The organism is Dokdonia donghaensis DSW-1 (assembly GCF_001653755.1).
Classification (GTDB): Bacteria; Bacteroidota; Bacteroidia; order Flavobacteriales; family Flavobacteriaceae; genus Dokdonia; species Dokdonia donghaensis.
The window spans coordinates 147,996-162,129 of the sequence record NZ_CP015125.1 but is presented as its reverse complement, the minus strand read 5'-3'; the positions used below and the strand labels follow the sequence as shown (position 1 = coordinate 162,129).

The following is a 14,134-nucleotide window of genomic DNA, read 5'->3' as shown; positions in this document are numbered from 1 at the left end:
TGTGCCAGATTAAATTATTTGAGTTCTTTTGTGCGTGATACGTATCAAGGGAATAAGGCAAGGAAATTAAGTATGGCAAAAATAGGAGATATAGATGTAGGTGATTTTCCGCTATTACTAGCACCTATGGAGGATGTAAGTGATCCACCATTTAGAGCGTTATGTAAAGAACAGGGGGCAGATGTTGTATATACAGAGTTTATATCTAGTGAAGGGTTGATACGTGACGCTGCAAAGAGTGTGATGAAACTGGATATTTATGAAAAAGAACGTCCTGTAGGTATTCAGATTTTTGGAGCAGTAGAGGAGTCTATGTTGCGCAGTGTGGAGATCGTAGAGGCGAGTGGGCCAGATATTATTGATATTAACTTTGGTTGTCCAGTTAAAAAAGTAGTGTCAAAAGGAGCTGGTGCCGGTATCTTAAAAGATATAGACCTTATGGTTAAGTTAACCAAGTCTATGGTAGAGCATACTAAGCTTCCTGTTACTGTAAAAACCCGCTTAGGTTGGGATCACGACAGTATTAAGATTGTTGAGGTTGCAGAGCGTTTACAAGATGTAGGTTGTGCTGCAATATCTATACACGGTCGTACACGTGCACAAATGTATAAAGGTGATGCAGACTGGAAACCAATTGCTGCTGTAAAGAATAATCAAAGAATGCACATCCCAGTGTTTGGCAACGGAGATGTAAACTCTCCAGAGCGTGCTGTGGAGATGCGTGATGAGTATGGCCTTGATGGAGCGATGATAGGTCGTGCAAGTATAGGCTACCCGTGGTTTTTTAACGAAGTAAAGCACTTTATGAAAACAGGAGAGCATAAAAAGCCACCTACCTTAGTAGAGCGCGTAGAAGCTGCACGACGTCACCTAGAGATGTCTATAGCCTGGAAAGGAGAGATACTTGGCGTGTTTGAAACAAGAAGGCATTATACAAACTACTTTAGAGGGATTCCACATTTTAAGGAATACCGTATGAAGCTAGTAACTTCAGATAAAAGTGAAGATGTCTTTGCTGCATTAAATCTTATTGAAGAGAAATTTGCAGGTTACGAGTTTGTCTAGTCTGAGCTTATAAATTTCTTATTTATCCTTGAGGCTGCAAGTCTAGCGCTTAAAAAGCCTAGTATCACTATTGTTGCATATACGATTACGATATTTACTAGCTCAAATTTTACTGGGTAGGGTAAACTCTCTGTAATTGGTATAAAGCCAAACTGCTGCTGTATTACAATAAGAATTGCACCTAGTATAATCCCTACAGCGCCACCTAGAAGAATCATCAGTGCGCCTTGAGTAAATATAATCATACGTATAGATGCTAGAGATGCGCCTAGATCGCTTAGTGTTTTAATATGCTTGCGCTTATCTACTATAATCATAATAAGACTCCCTATAAAGCTAAAAAGAGCTATTATAAGTACGAGCGTGCATATAAAATAGAGTGCGAGGTTTTCAGTATTGAGCATCTTGTAGAGGGCGTCATTAAGCTCTATTCTGTTTTTTATGATCACGTTGTTATTGAGTAGCGAGCTTATTTTTTCGCGTAAGCGGTCTTCGTCTGCTTCTGGAGATAATTTAATCTCAAGTGTACTTATCTTATCTTCTGGGTAACCCAATAGTGCACCTACAAAGTCAATATTTGCAAAAATATGATCATTGTCAAGTGTCTCGCCGGCTTGAAAAACTCCACTCACCACTGCCTTTGATGAGTTAAAAGCTTGTGTAGGGTCTGTGATTTGTCCCGTACCAGGTTTTGGTGTCATTACAGAGAGTAGGCTGCTATAGTCTGTGAGGTTAATAGAGAGTCTTCTTCTTACAAGATAACCCATAGCCACTGCTGGCTCACCTAGAGTAGGCCAGTTTCCGGCAAAGATGGTACTATCTATTTGAGTAACGTTGAGGTAATTTTCATCTACTCCTTTTATAAAGCCCAGTGAGGTTTTACCCTCGTGCTCGAGGTATGCACGTTCTTCTATTACTTTTGAGTATGCTTGTATCTCTGTAAATGAGGCGAGCTCCTTTTCTTGAGTAGGAGTGAGGGTGATTGTTTTACCAGTAGCGGGTAGTACTTTAATGTCTGGGTCTATAATAGACGTAATAGAGAGATTAAATTCCTTAAGCCCAGAAAAAGCAGAGAGCACTATAAAAAGAACCATCGTGCCTAAAATGATACTCCCTATAGATATGTAGGTAATTATGTTTACAGCATTTGTACCACTTTTTGATACAAGGTAACGTTGCGCTATATAGCGAGCAAACTGCATTTATATTTTCTTTCTACGAGCTAGTAAACTTGGATCTTCTAGTGGGTTGTCACCACCTTTAAGAGAGCGCTCTATACCATCTAGGTACTCTAGCGTGTCATCTATATAGAATTGAAGTTCTGGCATACGTCGCAGTTGGTGACGTGTGCGCTGTGATATGTTATGACGTATGATAGGTTTTACTTGATTAACCTCTTTGAGTATCTCAGTAGCCTTATCATTAGGGAAGATGCTCAGGTATACTTTTGCAATAGATAAGTCTGTAGGTACCTTAACCTTAGTTACAGACACAATAATGCCTCCTTGACCGCTGTCTCTAAGTGCGTTTTGAAGCACTTCTGCAAGATCTTTTTGAAGAACACCTGCTACTTTTTTCTGTCTGTTTGATTCCATAGACTGCAAAAATACGTTTTTTTGATATGTATTACTTTTGTCAAGCCTTGATATGCGGTATTTAACGTTGTATTATGGTTTTTACGCTTTCGCGAAAGCGTAATTCAAACATTAATAGTTCAGAAAATAAGATATGAATAAGATAGAACACATAGGTATAGCTGTTAAAAATCTTGAGGCGGGCAACTCGCTTTATGAAAAACTACTGGGCGTACCACATTATAAGATTGAGGAAGTTGCCTCTGAAGGGGTGCGTACATCTTTCTTTAAAACAGGTCCTAATAAAATAGAGCTTCTAGAGGCGACAAACGATGATAGTGCAATCGCTAAGTTTATAGAAAAAAAGGGAGAAGGGATACATCACATAGCCTTTGCGGTAGAAAATATTGTAGAGGAGATGGAAAGATTAAAAAAAGAAGGGTTTATTATTCTTAATGAAAAACCTAAGAAAGGTGCAGATAATAAGCTAGTTGCGTTTATACATCCCAAAACAGCAGGTGGTGTTCTTATTGAGTTATGTCAAGAAATCAATAATTAGCAAAGAAAAGCTTTGTTAGGGTAAAGATTTATTATAAATTTGCACCCGTTTTCAACTTCTATTAGATTAGAAAACATAGAAAACAACGGTCCCATAGCTCAGTTGGTTAGAGCATCTGACTCATAATCAGAGGGTCCTTGGTTCGAGCCCAAGTGGGACCACTTAGTAAACCTCGCAAACATCAGTTTGCGAGGTTTTTTTATGCTTTATAATGAGAGATGTTCTAATCTCTGTAAAACGTATTTTTTGGTACTTTATCTAGATTAAAGTATGTGTATACCCGACGAAAAGCACAAATCCTCATTTTTTATTCAAATATCTTAAAATGTATTATCTGTCTTAAGTATTTGAGATGTTGTAATTTATTTAGCTGATTTACAGTGTTTTATAAAATTTTTTAACCAAAATTTATATTGCTCTTGCTATTGTAGGAGGTAAAAAACCCTAAATATTTATACTTTTTTTAACGTAATTGCTCATTTTATCGATAAAATACGTATTATTGCCGATGTAATACACAACATTAACCTACTTAACCCTCTTTAAATTAGTTCTTATTGGCCTAGTTTAAAATATTTTATCTTGAATTACTATGAGCCCCAAACTCAGAAATTTCATTACAACAGCCCCCCTTTTATTAATGGGGATAAGTGCGTTTGCTGGTAAAGAAGCACCGCCTCCGCCAGGTAGAACCCCTCTACCTGGGCTTATTGCGCCCATAGATGATCACCTCCCGTTATTACTTATAGGAGGTCTACTACTAGGTGCGTATTATATGTATAAAATTAAAATGAAAAAGGCTAGTAGCCCTCAGTAAGTCTTTTTACATACTTGCCTATAACATCAAACTCAAGGTTTACACGAGTACCTACTTTAAAGTTTTTAAAGCCTGTGTGTTCATAAGTGTAAGGAATTATAGCTACGCTAAAAGCTCCTTCTTTTGAGTCTACAACAGTGAGGCTAGTGCCATTTACAGTAATAGAGCCTTTTTCTATGGTAACATTTCCTAGTGAGGTGTCGTAGTCAAAGGTGAATCTCCAGCTTCCATCTTCTTCACTTATAGCTGTGCAAGTTCCTACCTGGTCTACGTGACCTTGTACAATGTGGCCGTCTAGTCTTGCGCCTAGTTTCATCGCGCGTTCTAGGTTTACAATATCGTTTACAGCGAGATCGTTGAGGTTAGTTTTATCTAGCGTTTCTTGTATGGCTGTAACCGTATAAGTGTCTCCATCTATACTTACAACTGTAAGGCATACGCCGTTGTGTGCTACACTTTGATCTATTTTGAGCTCATTTGTGATCGCACTTTTTACTCTGTAGTGTATATTTTCTTGATCCTTAGTGATTGATACAATAGAGGCGAGATCTTCAATAATACCTGTAAACATAAATGGTTTTTATTTGGTTACTTTTGTGTTACAAAAATACAAAACCCGAAAGGCATCAAATGAATAAACAGCAAAAAGTACGTGTAGGGATTTCTATAGGAGATTTAAATGGTATAGGCGCAGAGATTGTGATCAAGACGTTTTCTGAGGCAATGATGTTAGATTTTTGTACGCCTGTAATTTTTGCTTCGGCAAAGACGCTTTCATATATAAAGAAAGAACTGGGGCTTCAAGCAGAGTTTTATGGGATAGACGCTTTCGCGAAAGCGTTAGATAATAAGATTAATGTCTTTAACCTGTGGAAAGAGCCTGTAAGTATATCGTGGGGAGAGGCTACAGGTATTGCGGGTGATTATGCACTCAAGTCATTTACAGCAGCAACAAAGGCGCTTAAAGATGGTGATATAGATGTGCTAGTAACGGCACCTATAAACAAAGCAAATATCCAGAAAGAAGATTTTGCCTTTCCTGGTCATACAGATTATCTTGCTCAGGAGCTTACAGGTGATGCTATGATGCTTATGGTGACAGATACATTAAAAGTGGGGCTTCTTACAGATCACGTCGCTGTAAAAGATGTGGCAAGTAATATCACACCAGATGTAATAAAAAAGAAAGTAAATACACTATATAAATGCCTGCAACAAGATTTTGGGGTAGATAGGCCTAAAATAGCATTGCTAGGCATTAACCCTCACGTGGGAGATAATGGTGTGATAGGTGATGATGATGATAAAGTGCTTATCCCTACCCTAGAAAAAATGAGAGCTACAGGACAGCTTGTGTATGGTCCTTATGCGGCAGATAGTTTTTTTGGTTCTGGTAATTATAAAAATTTTGATGCTATTCTTGCTGCATATCACGATCAAGGTTTGATACCATTTAAAACCTTATCATTTGGTAAAGGTGTTAATTATACAGCTGGGCTAGATAAGGTGAGAACATCTCCAGATCACGGTACGGCTTATGAGATAGCTGGTAAGGGTGAAGCAGATCCTGGTTCTTTTAGAGAAGCTGTGTATGCGGCTATCAATATTTATAATAAAAGAAAAGAATACCAAGAGATAACAAAAGATATACTCAAGGTGTCGCCAAAACGCGCAGGAAGAGAGCGTGCAGGTAGAGGCCCAGCAAGAAAGTAAGTGTAATATAGTTGTGCAATGCATTAATCATATAGCTGTTAGATTAATTTTTTTAATTCTTAGCTATTGTGATTTAAAAAATTATGTATCTTTGCACGCTCCAAACGGATGATGTGATGAAAGAATTAAAACTATACACTATACAGTACGTAGGTTTAAAAGAAGGAGAGCATACGTTTGAGTACACGATTACAAAATCGTTCTTTGATCTTTTTAACTATGATGACTTTAACGACGCAAGCGTTGAGGCTACACTTCTCTTAACAAAGAAGTCTACCTTTATGGAGTTTGATTTTAATATCTCAGGAACAATCAATGTAAATTGTGATGTGACAAATGAGCCTTATGATCAACCTATAAGTGGGAGCTATGAGCTTGTAGTTAAGTTTGGTCAAGAGTTTAATGATGATATTGAAGATGTTCTTATACTCCCATTTGGAGAGTATGAAGTAAATGTCGCTCAGTATATTTATGAACTTATTGTGCTGTCTATGCCTAATAAAAGGGTTCACCCTGGTATAGCAGATGGAACATTAAAGTCAGATATTTTAGAAAAGCTGGAAGAATTAAGTATTCCAGACCAAAGAGCAAAAGAAGAGAAAGAAGAGAAAGAAGAGACAGATCCTAGATGGGATTCGTTAAAAAAACTATTAACAGATAAATAAGAGTACGTAATGGCACATCCTAAAAGAAAAATCTCAAAAACAAGAAGAGATAAAAGAAGAACGCATTACAAAGCTGCTATACCTCAAATAGCTGTAGACCCTACAACAGGAGAAGCGCACCTTTACCACAGAGCACACTGGTTTGAAGGTAAGTTATACTATAGAGGTCAGGTAGTTATTGATAAGACTGAAGAAGTAGAGGCATAAGCTTCTATTTTCTAGACATAGAACTCTCACATTGTGAGAGTTTTTTTTATGCGTAGGATTGTCAAAAAAAGTTAATTGTAGGCCATTTTTGATCAATTTTTAGTATTTTTCTCATCGTTTTGTTCTTAACTGAATAAAAACGAAAAATCTAACTGAAACAAATGAGTAAAATCTCAGCGGCAATTACAGCTGTAGGAGCTTATGTTCCAGACTATGTGTTGACTAACGATGTTTTAGCAACTATGGTTGATACCAATGATGAGTGGATTACCACTCGCACAGGTATTAAAGAACGTAGAATTCTTAAAGAAGAAGGCAAAGGAACCTCGTTTCTTGCCATCAAAGCAGCACAAGATCTTCTTGAAAAAAAGCAACTCGATCCCAAAGAGTTAGATATGGTAATCGTAGCAACTGCTACACCAGATATGCCAGTAGCCTCAACCGCAGTATATACAGCCTCTCAAATAGGTGCGACTAATGCATTTGCATTTGATCTCACAGCTGCTTGCTCTAGCTTCCTTTACGGGATGTCTACAGCAGCTAGTTATATTGAGTCTGGTAGGTATAAAAAAGTACTGCTTATAGGCGCAGATAAAATGTCATCTATTATAGACTATACAGATAGAGCCACGTGTATCATCTTTGGAGATGGTGGTGGTGCAGTACTATTTGAGCCTAATGAAGAAGGGATGGGACTACAAGATGAGTACCTTAGATCTGATGGTGTAGGGCGTGAGTACCTCAAGATAGATGCAGGAGGGAGTATACTACCCACTTCACAAGAAACTTTAGATAACAAACAGCACACAGTTTTTCAAGATGGAAAAACCGTATTTAAATTTGCTGTTTCAAATATGGCAGATGTAAGTGATAAAATTATGAAGCGTAATAACCTTAGTGGTGATGACGTTAATTTTTTAATCGCACATCAAGCTAACAAACGTATTATAGACGCTACTGCCAAAAGGATGGAGCTAGATGAGGATAAAGTACTCATTAATATCCATAAATATGGTAACACCACATCAGCCACTTTACCACTGTTGATGAGCGACTATGAGAATAAACTAAAAAAAGGAGATAATATCATATTTGCCGCTTTTGGTGGTGGATTCACTTGGGGTTCGATCTACCTCAAATGGGCATATAACTCTAATTAAACCTAAACAGACTAAATTCAAACACTTATGGATTTAAAAGAAATTCAAAATCTGATTAAATTTGTTGCAAAGTCAGGCGCTAGCGAAGTAAAACTTGAGATGGATGATGTAAAAATCACTATCAGAACTGGCGCAGACGATGAGAAAGCACCAACTACTTTCTTACAGCAAATGCCAGCAATGCAAATGGCTCCAGCAGCACCAGCGGCTCCAGCACCAGTTGCAGAGGTAGCAGCACCTGCAGCACCAGCGGCCCCAGCAGAAGATAATTCAAAATATATAACTATTAAGTCTCCTATAATCGGAACCTTCTATAGAAAACCGTCTCCAGACAAGCCTATGTTTGTAGAAGTAGGAAAAACTATAGGTGAAGGTGATGTGCTTTGTGTTATAGAAGCGATGAAACTTTTTAACGAGATCGAAAGTGAAGTATCAGGTACGATTGTAAAAGTACTAGTAGACGATTCTTCTCCAGTAGAATTTGATCAGCCATTATTCTTGGTAGATCCATCATAATCCCTTGCGGGTATTTTAATCATTGAGGAGACTGTGGTTTTTTACGCTTTCGCGAAAGCGAGATCTAAACAACAACACGCAGTAATCACAATAAAAAATAAACAGTATGTTTAAGAAGATACTTATAGCAAACCGTGGTGAGATTGCCCTTAGGGTAATACGTACGTGTAAAGAGATGGGGATTAAAACGGTAGCTGTATACTCTACAGCAGACCGTGAGAGTCTTCACGTAAAATTTGCAGACGAGGCAGTATGTATAGGCCCAGCAGCAAGTAACGAGTCTTACCTTAAGATGTCTAACGTTATTGCAGCAGCAGAGATTACAAATGCAGACGCCATACACCCGGGATATGGATTCCTTTCTGAAAACGCAAAGTTTTCAAAAATATGTGAGGAGCACGACATAAAATTTATTGGAGCATCTGCAGAGATGATTTCAAAAATGGGAGATAAAGCTACTGCAAAAGAAACTATGAAAGCCGCAGGCGTACCTTGTGTACCAGGATCTGACGGTATCATAAAAGATTTTGAAGAGTGTCAAAAACTTGCCATAGAGACGGGTTACCCAGTAATGCTTAAAGCTACCGCTGGTGGTGGAGGTAAAGGTATGCGTGCCGTATGGAAAGAAGAAGACCTACTTAAAGCTTGGGAAGGTGCACGTCAAGAAAGTGCTGCAGCCTTTGGAAACGACGGTATGTATATGGAAAAGCTCATAGAAGAGCCACGCCATATCGAGATCCAAATTGTAGGAGATAGCACAGGTAAAGCCTGTCACCTGTCTGAAAGAGATTGTTCTGTACAAAGACGTCACCAAAAACTTACCGAAGAGACACCATCGCCATTTATGACAGATGAGTTACGTGAGCGTATGGGAGATGCCGCAGTAAAAGCAGCAGAGTTTATCAAATATGAAGGAGCAGGAACGGTTGAGTTTCTTGTAGACAAGCACCGCAACTTCTACTTTATGGAGATGAATACACGTATACAAGTAGAGCACCCTATTACAGAGCAGGTAGTAGACTATGACCTTATACGCGAGCAAATACTTGTGGCAGCAGGCGTACCAGTATCTGGTAAAAACTACTACCCACAACTACACTCTATAGAGTGTCGTATCAATGCTGAGGATCCTTTTAACGATTTTAGACCATCACCAGGGCGTATTACAAATTTACACGCACCAGGAGGTCACGGAGTACGTATAGATACACACGTATACAGTGGGTATATGATACCGCCTAACTATGACTCTATGATTGCTAAGTTAATTACGACAGCACAGACTAGAGAAGAGGCGATTAACAAGATGAAACGTGCTCTTGATGAGTTTGTAATAGAAGGTATTAATACAACGATACCTTTCCACAGGCAACTTATGGATCACCCAGACTATATAGCTGGTGACTACACCACTAAGTTTATGGAAGACTTCGAGATGAAGCCTCTAGAAGACTAAAAAACTAAAAACTCCCGATAGCAATATCGGGAGTTTTTTATTTTAAGGTAAATCTTACTGTACAGGCTGTTGTCTAATTATTTTCTTGAGAACTACAATTTGCCCAAAATGATAATGCGAGTGCTCTAGCAGTCCCATTAGATTACGCTCATAAGTACCGTACTTTTCTAATACAAAATTACTCTTTAGCTCTTGGTCTGTAAGCCTAGATGCTTGAGATGCACATCTATCTAGATTTGTATACAATGTATAGAGTCTTAGCTTCCAAGCCTCTTGACTCTTTAATATAGGTGCATCATAGCTGTATATATCTTTTGCAGTAAGTGGCTCACCGTCTAGTACGCCGCTTACAGCTTCTATATAGTAATTTATGTGGTACACAAGCTTTGCAATGGTATTAAGGCCGTAAACAGCTTGATTTGCTTCTTCTAGTGTTATGTCATCTAGATGTTCTTTAAGATGAGAACCCGTCGTGTTAGGTCCAGATATGAACTCTTTGAGGTGCTTTGCAAGATGTTGAGAAGTGGTCATTACATTATTTTAATTACAAGATAATGTTTCTACATAAATTTTAAATGTAGTATGACGCTTTCGCGAAAGCGTACTAAGACCGATAACCGCAATGCTCATAACTTAAAAACGCTTGTAAAATCTACAATAGATTTTACAAGCGTCTCTAAACTTTGCAACAAATTATGGTTACATATCACTTACAAATTCTCTAAAAATCTCTTTGTGACGTTCTAAATCCATATTTGGTGAGAGTGACACACGAGCGATGTAATCTTTATCACCCTCCTTTGTTGTGCCTTGGGTAGAGGTTGCCGGTATAGTCCAGTACACACCCTTAAGTTGCCCATAACTCACACAGTACTTACTCTCCTCAGGGATTTCGGTAATCATTAAGTTTATAAGTTTATGGTTGAGCGCTCTTTTATAGGTCTCACGCTGGGCTGGAGTATCGCCTTTAGTAGGTAGATCTAGTGAAAACACAGACGGTGTAAATCCTTCTTGAGCAAGCTCTTCTGAAACAAAATTGATTTTTGCATCTGGCAGCACTTCGCTTATAAAGGTTACAAACTTACGTGTGTTTACATAAGCATCTGCAATGCGCTGGTTCATAGAAGGCAGTTGTTGAGCAAGTAGCTCATATTGCAAAGCCGTAGCCTCATTATCGCATATGGTTAAGTGCTTCTCGATATTTGCGATGAGCGGAGTTGCTTTTGTGTTTGCCACACAGTAGCCAGCAGTCACTTTACCGCCGCTAGGAAATTTTGATCCGCTGGCGTATGAAATTGCTCTCACAGTAGATAGATAATCGTCATCACCTAAAAAGTGTACGTTAGGGCAAAACGTTTGATCTAGAATAAATACTGGATCTATTGCTGTGTCTCCACTAGGCGTTCTACGAGGAGTGCTCAACACTTCTTTAAGTTTTACAAGATCTGGGACCTCTACCCTTGGATTTGTAGGGATCTCTGCAATGATGTAGGGTATAGCGTCTTGCTCTGCGAGTAAGGTAAGCACACGGTCTACACTTTGTACCATATCATTATCACCATCTACCGGTAGGTCTACCACCTCTACATTATCAAGACAGGCAGCTACACGTCTTGCTTGGTCATTTGTCCCTCCATAACAGTTAGGCGGTACTACAAACTTGATTGCTTTGTCTGGGTGTTGCTCTTGCGCTTCTGCCACGAGCCCCATCATTATGGCATATTGTATAGATAGGCCACTTGAACCTACAAGCGCTTTTGAGTTTGCTTGTGTGATTTCTTTTATGGTACTTAAAACCTTTACTTTATCTGCCTCTTTGGTGCTTTTTTTAGCGGTAAAATCGGTTGTGTTTACGAGAGACTCTAGTGCTACAAGTGTGTTTTCTGGAGTCATTGCTACGGTCTCTCTTCTGCGCACGTGCTGTATGTCTCCTACATATGTGTTATTTTCTTCACCGTTTATGATAAGAATACTACCTAAATCTCCATAGGTGTCTACATAAAAGTCTACCGCATCTTCTAGGGTATGGGTAGCAATACGACTTTGTGCCGAAATTAGTACTGTACTACCTTTATATGCAGTAATGGCTGCTCCTTCATCAAGTTTAGAAAGCTCAAAATTATAGCCATATACAGCTTTCAATGCTGTTGCATCAAAGCCGGTAGGGAGATCACCTCGGTACAATATACGCGTACTCTTATTTTCTAATAAATTCTTACGAAGCACAGCAAGCACAGGTACAGTCTTAGACTGAAAGCTTATAACGCTTTCTGTCTTTAGGGCATATGTTTTTGCTATTGCCCATTCTAAAATACTTGATAGTGGGTGTCCCAGTCTAATATAATCATAAGCCGTAGGTAACTGGCTCAGTGATTTTTGATCTGAAACATTATTGTTATATAGTTTTTCAAACTCATCAAGAAACTGGCTTTTGGCTTGAGACTCATCATAAATATCTAATCTATGTGTGGTAAGACGTAACCAGTCTTGTGGCATTTCTTGTAATACTTCTTTTATATATGCTAGCATTGCGCTGTGTTTTTATGGTATCACCTCATTATCTATGAGGCTTTATATGTGTCGCAAAGTTATGAGAAAGTATACAGAAACAGAGGAGATTTATGTGTCTTAACGATTACTTAGCGTATTAAAAAACCACCCTAGATGACTAAGGTGGTTGTTTTTTATTTTGCTTTAGCGATATGTTATGCAAAGAGCTATATAAATTAGTATTCCGCTTTCGCGAAAGCGTAAAAAATCTTCTAGCTTGCCTCTTTGTTATTTACATAGTCCATAAGGTCTACATCATTACCTAATAATACTTGCGTAGGGTTGATACGACCTGCTTCTGGTCCGTTTTCTAACTTAAGTACGCCACGAGGACATACAGCGCTACATACACCACAACCTACACAACTAGAACGTACGATGTTTTCTCCCTTTTGAGCATATGCACGTACATCAATTCCTTGCTCACAGTAGGTAGAACAGTTACCGCAAGAGATACATTGCCCTCCGTTTGTGGTGATTCTAAAACGAGATTTAAAACGTTGTACAAAGCCCAAGTAAGCTGCTAGTGGGCATCCAAAACGACACCATACTCGGTTACCAAAAATAGGGTAGAAACCAGTCCCAATTACTCCTGCAAACCAAGCGCCTATCAAGAAGCTATAGGTGTCTTTTATCCACTGCGAGTTGATTCCTAAAAAAGCTTCTGCACCCGTAAAGTAACAGTATAATGTGACGAGTGTCATCACTAGTGAAAACACGAGTACCGAGTGTATAAGCCAGCGCTCAAGTTTCCAGGCTTTCATAGATTTATTAGAATGCTGGCGGTAGGGATCACCAAGAGTTTCGGCAAGTCCACCACAGCCACAAACCCAACTACAGTACCATCTTTTTCCAAAGAAATAAACCATCACTGGCACAATCACTAGTGTAAGCACAACACCCCAAACGAGGATGAAGATACCTAGGCCACCACTTTCTGTAAGAGATTGTAAATTCCACTCAAAGAAGAAATCATAATCTAGCGGGAATGCGTTTTTAAAATCATAACCAGGCTTTCCTAAGCTTGCCATAATCTCAGGAATAAGAAAGGCAAATACAATCTGAAAGAATAATACAGAGGTAGTACGTACAATCTGGTATTTATTGTGACGGTATTTTATATACATACGCACCGCCATAGTGATCATAATCACACAGTATAAAAAGCCATATACAAACCACTGGCTCGCATCGCCGCCGTTAAGCGCATTACTTATTGGGTCAAGTATAAATGTCCAGTTTACCACATAGTCTGCATTAAAATAAAGCACGAGATAAAATAGTACGAGGTACACTAGCACCAGCCAGGCAATCCATCCTCTATTGGTTGCTGCCTCGTGATATACGTGGTCATTTTTGATACCTGGTTTACCTAGCAACACGAGATTAGGAAAAATGAACATAAGTGCTCCTAGTATGCCTAGCCCAAAGGTTAAGAACCACATAAGGCCTTTGTTTTCTACTATAAATCCTGTCCCGGCTTTTTTGGCTAGTGAGAAGCTAAAGGCTTGAAAGTCTTTATCATTTATTCTGTACTGATATTGTTCTCCTTTTTTATCCCACTCCTTTGCTGCATCATATTTTGCAATTTGTGCGTCATAGTAGTCATTATTTTGAGCAAGGGCATCTCTTACGGCACCTGTAAAAGCAAATGTGCCTAGTTTTTTACCCACTACGTTATCTGAGATTTTTTGAGCTACTAGCTCACTTTTAATCCCTTTTTCAGAAATAAAGGAATCAAGTTGTTCTTGTTGTAAGGTGAAGTCTCCCATAAAGATGGAAGCTGTCCAGATGGCAAGCCCAGTAATAAAAATCACCAAGCCTAGGTTTTTAATAATTTTCATAAGTGTAA

General features: G+C 38.7%; 15 protein-coding genes and 1 tRNA gene. 10 read left to right on the top strand and 6 right to left on the bottom strand.

Annotation, left to right across the window (positions count from 1 at the left end):
- The first annotated feature begins 72 nt into the window (after positions 1–72).
- Positions 73–1,065, top strand: a complete 993-nt coding sequence (dusB, locus tag I597_RS00750) for a tRNA dihydrouridine synthase DusB (RefSeq protein WP_035328796.1) — start codon at positions 73–75, stop codon at positions 1,063–1,065.
- Here dusB and I597_RS00745 read toward each other — a convergent pair.
- Together I597_RS00745 and rbfA are read right to left on the bottom strand one after the other, a co-directional pair.
- Positions 1,062–2,267 (bottom strand): FtsX-like permease family protein, encoded by a 1,206-nt coding sequence (locus tag I597_RS00745; protein ID WP_035325578.1) that lies wholly within the window; start codon positions 2,265–2,267, stop codon positions 1,062–1,064. The genes dusB and I597_RS00745 overlap by 4 nt on opposite strands.
- A complete protein-coding gene (rbfA, locus tag I597_RS00740; RefSeq protein ID WP_021778132.1) occupies positions 2,268–2,660 on the bottom strand; it encodes a 30S ribosome-binding factor RbfA in 393 nt (130 codons plus the stop codon).
- Positions 2,661–2,793: 133 nt separating this feature from the next.
- Here rbfA and mce point away from each other — a divergent pair, with 133 nt between their 5' ends.
- The 3 genes from mce (at position 2,794) to I597_RS14835 (ending at position 4,015) form a co-directional block, all read left to right on the top strand.
- On the top strand, positions 2,794–3,198 hold the full coding sequence (gene mce, locus I597_RS00735; RefSeq protein ID WP_035325576.1) for a methylmalonyl-CoA epimerase: 405 nt from the start codon (positions 2,794–2,796) through the stop codon (positions 3,196–3,198).
- A gap of 87 nt (positions 3,199–3,285) precedes the next feature.
- Positions 3,286–3,359 (top strand) — tRNA-Ile (locus I597_RS00730).
- A 431-nt stretch (positions 3,360–3,790) separates the two neighbouring features.
- Entirely contained in the window at positions 3,791–4,015 is a 225-nt protein-coding gene (locus I597_RS14835) for a hypothetical protein (RefSeq protein WP_152594948.1), read from the top strand.
- Here the strand turns inward: I597_RS14835 and I597_RS00725 are convergent.
- Positions 3,999–4,586, bottom strand: coding sequence for a riboflavin synthase (locus I597_RS00725; RefSeq protein ID WP_035325575.1), 588 nt, complete (start codon positions 4,584–4,586; stop codon positions 3,999–4,001). The two genes, I597_RS14835 and I597_RS00725, sit on opposite strands and share 17 nt — an antisense overlap.
- A gap of 59 nt (positions 4,587–4,645) precedes the next feature.
- Here I597_RS00725 and pdxA point away from each other — a divergent pair, with 59 nt between their 5' ends.
- The 6 genes from pdxA (at position 4,646) to accC (ending at position 9,732) form a co-directional block, all read left to right on the top strand.
- Positions 4,646–5,728 (top strand): 4-hydroxythreonine-4-phosphate dehydrogenase PdxA, encoded by a 1,083-nt coding sequence (gene pdxA, locus I597_RS00720; RefSeq protein ID WP_035325573.1) that lies wholly within the window; start codon positions 4,646–4,648, stop codon positions 5,726–5,728.
- A 116-nt stretch (positions 5,729–5,844) separates the two neighbouring features.
- Entirely contained in the window at positions 5,845–6,393 is a 549-nt protein-coding gene (locus I597_RS00715) for a YceD family protein (RefSeq protein ID WP_035325570.1), read from the top strand.
- Positions 6,394–6,402: 9 nt separating this feature from the next.
- Complete coding sequence (gene rpmF, locus I597_RS00710) at positions 6,403–6,600, top strand: 50S ribosomal protein L32 (protein ID WP_013750156.1); 198 nt, start codon at positions 6,403–6,405, stop codon at positions 6,598–6,600.
- Positions 6,601–6,761: 161 nt separating this feature from the next.
- Positions 6,762–7,760 carry a beta-ketoacyl-ACP synthase III gene (locus tag I597_RS00705; protein ID WP_035325568.1) on the top strand — a complete coding sequence of 333 codons (999 nt, stop codon included), beginning with the start codon at positions 6,762–6,764 and terminating at the stop codon, positions 7,758–7,760.
- A gap of 27 nt (positions 7,761–7,787) precedes the next feature.
- Positions 7,788–8,276, top strand: coding sequence for an acetyl-CoA carboxylase biotin carboxyl carrier protein (accB, locus tag I597_RS00700; protein WP_035325565.1), 489 nt, complete (start codon positions 7,788–7,790; stop codon positions 8,274–8,276).
- A 106-nt stretch (positions 8,277–8,382) separates the two neighbouring features.
- Positions 8,383–9,732 (top strand): acetyl-CoA carboxylase biotin carboxylase subunit, encoded by a 1,350-nt coding sequence (accC, locus tag I597_RS00695; RefSeq protein ID WP_035325563.1) that lies wholly within the window; start codon positions 8,383–8,385, stop codon positions 9,730–9,732.
- A gap of 54 nt (positions 9,733–9,786) precedes the next feature.
- Here accC and I597_RS00690 read toward each other — a convergent pair whose 3' ends face one another.
- The 3 genes from I597_RS00690 to I597_RS00680 all read right to left on the bottom strand — a co-directional run bounded on the left by I597_RS00690 (position 9,787) and on the right by I597_RS00680 (position 14,126).
- Positions 9,787–10,263 carry a hypothetical protein gene (locus I597_RS00690; protein WP_035325561.1) on the bottom strand — a complete coding sequence of 159 codons (477 nt, stop codon included), beginning with the start codon at positions 10,261–10,263 and terminating at the stop codon, positions 9,787–9,789.
- Positions 10,264–10,431: 168 nt separating this feature from the next.
- Complete coding sequence (locus I597_RS00685; RefSeq protein ID WP_035325559.1) at positions 10,432–12,261, bottom strand: PLP-dependent aminotransferase family protein; 1,830 nt, start codon at positions 12,259–12,261, stop codon at positions 10,432–10,434.
- Between the two features lie 233 nt (positions 12,262–12,494).
- Entirely contained in the window at positions 12,495–14,126 is a 1,632-nt protein-coding gene (locus tag I597_RS00680; protein ID WP_035325557.1) for a 4Fe-4S binding protein, read from the bottom strand.
- Positions 14,127–14,134: the final 8 nt, after the last annotated feature.